The sequence below is a fragment of the Rhodococcus sp. CX genome (assembly GCF_015865005.1).
Lineage (GTDB): Bacteria > Actinomycetota > Actinomycetes > Mycobacteriales > Mycobacteriaceae > Rhodococcus.
On record NZ_JADZGH010000041.1, the window covers coordinates 1 to 7,775 of the forward strand.

General features: G+C 66.3%; 4 protein-coding genes and 1 pseudogene. 4 read left to right on the top strand and 1 reads right to left on the bottom strand.

What is annotated here, in order from left to right; genetic code table 11:
- Positions 1-98 precede the first annotated feature (98 nt).
- From I0Q12_RS34795 to I0Q12_RS03780, 3 genes are all read left to right on the top strand, one after another.
- A complete protein-coding gene (locus I0Q12_RS34795; protein WP_307846009.1) occupies positions 99-1,403 on the top strand; it encodes a helix-turn-helix domain-containing protein in 1,305 nt (434 codons plus the stop codon).
- 97 nt (positions 1,404-1,500) lie between these two features.
- Positions 1,501-3,000, top strand: coding sequence for an aldehyde dehydrogenase family protein (locus I0Q12_RS03775; protein ID WP_197250665.1), 1,500 nt, complete (start codon positions 1,501-1,503; stop codon positions 2,998-3,000).
- A 37-nt stretch (positions 3,001-3,037) separates the two neighbouring features.
- Positions 3,038-4,150 carry an NDMA-dependent alcohol dehydrogenase gene (locus I0Q12_RS03780; protein ID WP_197250666.1) on the top strand — a complete coding sequence of 371 codons (1,113 nt, stop codon included), beginning with the start codon at positions 3,038-3,040 and terminating at the stop codon, positions 4,148-4,150.
- A gap of 157 nt (positions 4,151-4,307) precedes the next feature.
- Here the strand turns inward: I0Q12_RS03780 and I0Q12_RS03785 are convergent, their stop codons facing one another.
- Entirely contained in the window at positions 4,308-7,445 is a 3,138-nt protein-coding gene (locus I0Q12_RS03785; RefSeq protein ID WP_231609951.1) for an NAD-glutamate dehydrogenase domain-containing protein, read from the bottom strand.
- A gap of 176 nt (positions 7,446-7,621) precedes the next feature.
- Between I0Q12_RS03785 and I0Q12_RS31845 the strand changes: the two are divergent.
- Positions 7,622-7,775: pseudogene (locus tag I0Q12_RS31845) on the top strand (4-aminobutyrate--2-oxoglutarate transaminase); the annotation flags it as partial.

A 7,775-nucleotide genomic window follows, 5' to 3' on the forward strand; every position in this document is an offset into this window, starting at 1 on the left:
CACGAGGAATCACGCGACGACGTCGTACACCACCTCACGGGACTTGACCGCTGTCCGAGGAGACGTACGGGACGAACGCGCTCGGGACCCCCCTCGAGGTGCGTCAGGGTCTCGTCGTTCACGGCGACGAGCATTTCCTCGAGTCGTTCCGGCAGTTCAGTTGTTACGGTCACCCGATAGTGCATCCGGTCACGCGCAGAATCGAAGGCATCCTCGACATCACCGCGACCGAGAAGACGGCCAACCCCCTATTCGTGCCATTCCTCGCACGGGCAGTCCGCGATATCGAGGCGCGACTGCTCGAGGGGGCACGTGAATCGGATCGCCGCGTCATGGACGCGTTCCGGATCGCGGCCCGCCAACGTGGCGTGGCCGTGGCTGCAATGGGGCAGGACGTCATGCTCACCAACAAGGCCGCCGTCGAACTGCTCGAACCAAGTGATCACGTGGCGTTGCGCGCGCTCGTGGACGACGTGCCGCCCGGCGAGACACGGACGCTCGACTTCGCTCTCTCCGGGGGCGGGCACACCGAGCTTCACATCAACCGCGTGTCCGGCACTGAGAGCGGTGCGCTGTTCCTGCTCGGTGTCGATGAGAGCCGCCCGCCCGTGCGCCGGCGGGCCACGCCTCAGGATGCGACCTCCCGGATACGCGCCCGCATGGCCGAATTACGTTCCAGCACTGGTGCAATCGCCATCATCGGCGAGGTCGGCAGCGGTCGGAGCTGGGCCGCGCGAGAGTATGCAGCGGGACCGATCGTGGCCGTGGATGCCGCACACGTGATAGCCGAGGGCGAACGCAACTGGTCCGCCGGACTACTCAGGCACATCGCGACCGGACCCGCGCACGTCCTGATCGAACACGTCCACCTCGGCCCGAACTCGGTCCTCGCGCTGCTGGGATCGCTCGCCACGCGCGCCGACGGACCGAGACTCGTGTTCACCGCCGATCCCGTCGACACCATCCGACCTGCGGTGCGAGACCTGCTTGCCCGCTGCGGCGCACAGGTGGCAGTGCCCGCCCTACGGCAGCGAACCCGTGAACTGCCGGCGCTCGTCACCGCGCTTGCCACCGAGCTCGGCCGTTCGGATATCCGTTTGGGCCCCAGCGCCTTGGCTGCGCTGTCGGAACACACATGGCCCGGCAATCTCGTCGAACTGCGTGCGGTGCTCGCGGGACTTCCCGACAAGGGCGGCATCCCGATCCGGATCGAGGACCTGCCCGACGCCTACCGTGCACCCGCTCGGGGGGCCCGCCTCGGCGGCCGCGAACGCGCCGAGCGGGAAGCGATCATCGAGGCGTTGCAGGAAAGTTGCGGTAACAAGGTGCACGCAGCTGCCCGGCTCGGTATCAGCCGCACGACGTTGTACAGCCGGATCCGGGCGCTCGACATCACCGTGTGACCGATCGCTGTCCAAAGCTTGAACAGTTCCGTCACTCTCCCACACAGCACGATGAATGTGTTCCGCATCATATGCATCGTATCCAGGAGGTTGTGGCATGACTGTCGTTGCCGAGCAGTCGGTTTCACCGCGAGTGTGCGAGTTCCTCGCCGGCACCAAGCTGCTGTACATCGACGGTGAGTTCGTCGATGCAGCATCCGGCCGCACGTTCGTCACGTACGACCCTGCCACCGGCGAGCGCCTCACCGACGTGGCGCACGGTGAGGCCGCCGACATCGACCGGGCCGTCCGGGCCGCGCGTCGTGCGTTCGACGAGGGGCCGTGGGCCTCGATGAAGCCGAACGAGCGTGAGCGTCTCATCTGGCGGGTCGGCGACCTGCTCACCGAGCGGGCCGCCGAGTTCGGCCAACTCGAAGCTCTCGACAACGGCAAGTCCGCCGCGATCGCATCGGCCGTCGACACGGCCTGGGCAGCCGACGTCTTCCGGTACTACGCAGGCTGGGCCACCAAGATCGAGGGCAGCACGGTCAACGTCTCGATGCCGTTCGCACCGGGCGGTCAGTTCCACGCGTACACGCTGAGGGAGCCGATCGGAGTCTGCGGGCTGATCGTGCCGTGGAACTTCCCACTGCTCATGGCATCGTGGAAGCTCGCACCCGCTCTCGCAGCCGGCAACACGGTGATTCTCAAGCCGGCCGAGCAGACGCCGCTCACCGCATTGCTGCTCGCCGAGATCTTCGAGGAGGCCGGCTTCCCGCCCGGCGTGGTCAATGTCGTACCCGGTTTCGGTGACGCGGGTGCCGCGCTGTCAGCACACGACGACGTCGACAAGATCGCCTTCACCGGTTCCACCGAGGTCGGAAAGAAGATCGTCGACGCAGCCAAGGGCAACCTCAAGAAGGTCACTCTGGAGCTCGGCGGCAAGAGTCCCAACATCGTGTTCGCCGATGCCGATTTCGATGTGGCCGTTCAAGGTTCGCTCAATGCGTGGCTCTTCAACCACGGCCAGTGCTGTGTCGCCGGCACGCGCCTGTACGTCGAGAACAGCATCTTCGAGCGCTTCACCGAGGCGGTCGCAGAGGCCGCGAGCAGGGTCAAGATCGGTCCCGGGCTCGACCCCACGACCGAGCTGGGTCCGCTCGTCTCGCAGGAGCAGCTCGACCGGGTCACCGGCTATCTCCGCGACGGACTCGCGGACGGCGCGCGCGCTCTGACAGGTGGTAAGCGTTGGGGTGAGACCGGATACTTCGTCGAGCCGACCGTGTTGGTCGACGTGGAGCCGGAGTTCAGCGTCGTGCGGGAGGAGATCTTCGGTCCGGTCGTTGCCGCGATGCCGTCGTCGGCATCGAACGGCATCGTCACCGCCGCCAACGACTCGATCTACGGACTGGCTGCCGGCATCTGGACTCGTGACATCTCGAAGGCGCACCGCACCGCACGCCTACTGAAGGCCGGATCGGTCTGGATCAACCAGTACAACGGCTTCGATACGGCCATGCCGTTCGGTGGCTACAAGCAGTCCGGGTGGGGCCGCGAACTCGGCGCCGCCGCCATCGACCTCTACACCCAGACCAAAGCCGTCAACGTCGCACTCTGACGTCTCCGGCCTCACCCCGAACTCATCAGGAGAACACATGAAGACCAAGGCTGCTGTTCTACTCGAAGCCGGAAAGCCGTTCGAGATCATGGAACTCGATCTGGACGGTCCCGGCCCCGGCGAGGTACTCATCAAGTACACCGCGGCGGGACTGTGCCACTCCGACCTGCACCTGACCGACGGTGACCTCCCGCCTCGCTATCCCATCGTCGGCGGACACGAAGGCTCGGGCATCATCGAGGAGGTCGGGCCCGGGGTCACCAAGGTCGAACCCGGCGATCACGTCGTGTGCAGCTTCATCCCCAACTGCGGAACCTGTCGCTACTGTGCCACCGGCCGACAGAACCTGTGCGACATGGGCGCGACGATCCTCGAAGGATCGATGCCTGATGGCAGCTTCCGGTTCCGTTCCGGCGGAACAGAATTCGGAGCCATGTGCATGCTGGGTACGTTCTCCGAACGGGCGACGATCTCGCAGCACTCGGTTGTCAAGGTGGACGACTGGCTGCCCCTCGAGACCGCGGTGCTCGTCGGCTGCGGTGTTCCTTCGGGATGGGGAACCGCGGTGTACGCCGGCGGCGTCCGGGCCGGGGACATCGTCGTCGTCTACGGCATCGGTGGCCTCGGCATCAACGCCGTGCAGGGTGCGGTGCAGGCCGGGGCACGGTACGTCGTCGTGGTCGATCCGCTTGCCTTCAAGCGGGAGACAGCATTGAAGTTCGGAGCCACACACGCCTTCGCGACTGCGGAAGAAGCGGCGGTGAAGGTCAATGAGTTGAGCTGGGGTCAGGGCGCGGATCAGGCACTTGTCCTGGTCGGCACGGTCGACGAGGAGGTGATCGCAGCGGCGACTGCCGTGATCGGTAAGGGTGGCACCGTCGTCATCACGGGTCTGGCCGATCCGAGCAAACTGACCGTGCATGTGTCGGGAGCCGATCTGACGCTCAACGAGAAGACGATCAAGGGGACTTTGTTCGGCTCGGCCAACCCGCAGTACGACATCGTTCGATTGCTGCGTATGTACGACCAGGGCGAACTGAAACTCGACGAACTCGTCACGACGCGTTATTCGCTCGAGGAAGTCAACCAGGGGTACGAGGATCTGCGCAACGGCAAGAATATTCGCGGAGTGATCGTGCACGCTCGGTAACGGAACCGACCGCGCAGTGACCCACAAGATCTTCCGCACCTCCACCGTTCTTCGCGGAGGTGATGGCAGGTCCGCACGGTGTCGTGACGGCACACCCTCCTCGGCGAGGCGTGGCGCCCTTTTCGGATTTCCCGGATCCGAAAAGGGCGCCGTCCCGTCACCGCTCCGTTGCGCGCACGAGCAGGTGCAGTTCCGCACCGAGCGTGCATGCCTGCGCCAGATCGATCCGCCCGTCCCGGCACAGGTCGTCGGTCAGGCGTGTCACCCGAGCGATCGCATCCGGAACCCGCTGCTTCCATCGCGCCAGTATCGCGTCGACGTCCGTCAGGGTGTGTGGATCGCAGTCCCGGCGCAGGATTGCGGCGACGAGGCGGTGGTGGCCTTCGGTGAGTTCGTCCCACACGGTGGCGCGCGCCATGCTGTCCCACCAAGTGTGGGACCCGGTGGCCGGATCCAGTGACATCCTCTCGATTCCGAGCAACGGTCCCGTCGCCGCGTGCATCCGGGCAACGAGGTGTGCCGGACAGTCCAGCGTGTACGCGGTGTCCACCAACGCCGGGCACTGGGCGAGAAGTCGGAAGTCCGGTCCGTCACCGGCCACGCCGACCCCGACCAGATCTGCGACCCCGGCACTCAGTCGCTCGATTTCGGCGGTCACGTCTAGGGGCGACGGCCGCAGCCGCAGAATCCACAAGACCGCATGCTCGATGAACTCCTGGACCGCGGCGAGCCGCTCCCAGCGGTGTGCACCGGAAACGGAACGGTCCCGCGCTTCGGCCCACAACCGGTCGGTGTCGAACACCGCCCGGACCACTGCGTACGCTCGGGCAACCGCCGGCGTGCGCACCCCTAACCGTTCCTCGAGCTGGTAGATCATTCCCGGACCGACATGATCGACGAGATCGGAGGCCATACGGGTCGCGATGATCTCGCGACGTAGAGGGTGGTCTCGGATCTCGTCCCGCACCAGGTCACGCATGCGGGTGGGGAAGTACTCGAGGGCGACTGCGGCGAAGACGGGATCGTCGGGCACGTCGGAGTCGAGCAGGTCCCGGCACACAACGTTCTTCGACCGGGCGAGCAGCACCGCGATCTCCGGTCTGGTCAACCCACGGCCGGCGCCGGCTCGGGCGGCCAACTCCTGCACGGTGGGCAGTACCTCGGTGCTGCGCCGCATACCGCTGGTCTCGAGGTGGATGATGAGCCGCTCGTGCCTGCCGAGTAGCCGGGCCGCACGTGAGACGGCAAGTCCGAGCGCCACTGATTGGTCCCGGTTCATGAGGAGCACCGTCCGGGCCACCTCGTCCCGGGCGTCGTCGAGCAGCCGGTCGCGTTTCTCGAGAGTCAGAGATCCCTTGCGCCGAGCGGATTCCAGGGCGATCTTCAGATTCACCTCGGCGTCGGAAGTGGCCACCCCGGCCGCGTTGTCGATGAAGTCCGCATTGATACGCCCGCCGACGGCCGCGAACTCGATGCGGGCCCGCTGCGTGAAACCGAGGTTGCCGCCCTCTCCCACGACGCGACACCGCAGCTGCGACGCGTCGACACGGACGGTGTCGTTCGCCGGATCGGCTGCATCAGTGTGGTTCTCGGAAGAGGCCTTGACGTAGGTGCCGACACCACCGTTCCAGAGCAGGTCCACCGGTGCTGTCAGCAGCGCCTTGATCAACCCGTCCGGGGTGGTGGTCGGATGGGATAGTCCGAGCAGGCGGCGTGCCGGTTCCGGGACGGTGATGGACTTCGCGGAGCGTGGCCATACACCTCCTCCGGCGGATAGGACGTCACGATCGAAGTCGTCCCAGCTCGATCCGGGAAGCTCGAACAGTCGACGTCGCTCCGCGTAGGCGCGAGCCGGGTGGGGATCCGGGTCGAGGAAGATGTGCCGGTGATCGAAGGCGCCGACGAGGCGCAGATGCGGGGAGAGCAACATTCCGTTGCCGAAGACGTCGCCGGACATGTCCCCGATCCCTACCGCCGTCAACTCGGTGGTGTCGGCGTCGATGTCGAGGTCGGCGAAGTGCTCGCGGACCGCGACCCACGCGCCGCGCGCGGTGATGCCCATCACCTTGTGGTCGTATCCGCTCGATCCGCCCGAGGCGAAGGCGTCACCGAGCCAGTAGTCGTACTCCGCGGCGATGGAGTTGGCCAGGTCCGAGAACCGGGCAGTGCCCTTGTCGGCGGCTACTACCAGATAGGCATCGTCCCCGCCATGGACGATGGTGCGGTCCGGGTGGACGATCTGCCCGTCGACGATGTTGTCGACGAGATCGAGCATTCCTCGGATGAAGGTCGAATATGCTTGGGCGGGAGTTACATCCGAGTTCGTCCGGATGAACGCGCCTTTGGCGCCGACGGGGACGATGGGCGCGTTCTTCACGATCTGGGTCTTCATCAGACCGAGGACCTCGGTGCGGTAGTCCTCAGGACGGTCCGAGAACCGCAGTCCACCGCGGGCGACAGTGCCGCTCCGCACGTGAATGCCCTCCACGTGGTCCGAGTGAACGAAGATCTCGCGGTGGGGCACGACAGGCCCGGGATCGGCCAGATGAACGGAATCGAGCATGAAGGCCCCGTACGGTTTCGGCGCGCCGTATTCGTCGTGCTGGTACCAATTGGTGCGCACAGTGGCGGTGACGAACGATTCCAGGCTGCGCAGGATGCGGTCCTCGTCGAGGCTTTCCGCCGCGCCGCGCCGCTCGGCGAGCGTCCGTTCGGCGGCGTCGTCCCGATTGGGCCGGTCGGGGTCGAGGCGCGCGGCGAAGCAGGCGACCAGGGCTTCGACAAATCCGGAGTGCCGGCAGAGTGTGTCGACAACGTACCGTTCCGACATGATCAGACCCGCCTGGCGGGCGAAGCGGGCTGCGGCCCGGACCAGGGCGATATCCCGCACACCCACGTCGGCGACGACGGCGAGGCGGGAGTATCCGTCGACGACGGTGCGGCCCTGTGCGTGGGCGTCGAAGACCGCCGCCACCCGGTGCGGCGAACCGGATCGCCACTCCGGGGGCGTGACGAACGCGAACCGATGGACCCGGCAGTCCGCATCGTCGGTCGTCAGCAGTTCGTGATCGTCTATCCGCAGTCCGAAGTGCTCGAATGTGTGGACGGAGTCGGTCAGCAGCGGGTCTCGGCCCGGCCATTTCATGACTGCACAGGCGGTGCCGTCGGAGGCGGAGTCCTCCACGAACAGCAAGGCCGGTCCGGCATCCTGCGAGCACACGAGACGTCGCGCGGCCCCGGCGACGTCGGTGGGCGCCGGTTCGTACGGGTGCGTGGGGGCGGTGTCGGTGGTCATCTGCATGTCCTTTCGGTCACCCGGCGTCGGCCGTGGTGTGCCGTCAGTCTGCGGCGAACCGCCCGAGACAGACATGTACTTGTTGTCCACATTAACGGCAGAATTGTACTTGTAGTACATCAGCGACCCGAGTCTCCCCTCCTACAGTTCGAGGAAACCGACCGAGGGAGAAGGACATGACCGCAGTGGAACTCGTTCAGGGTGGGCCCGGACTCGAGCAGGCCCGCCGCATCGTGACGGAAATCCCGGGACCCCGGTCCCGCGAACTGGCGCAACGCCGCGCCGCCGCGTTGCCGGCGGGTCTGGCCAGTGGCGCCGAGATCTACGCGG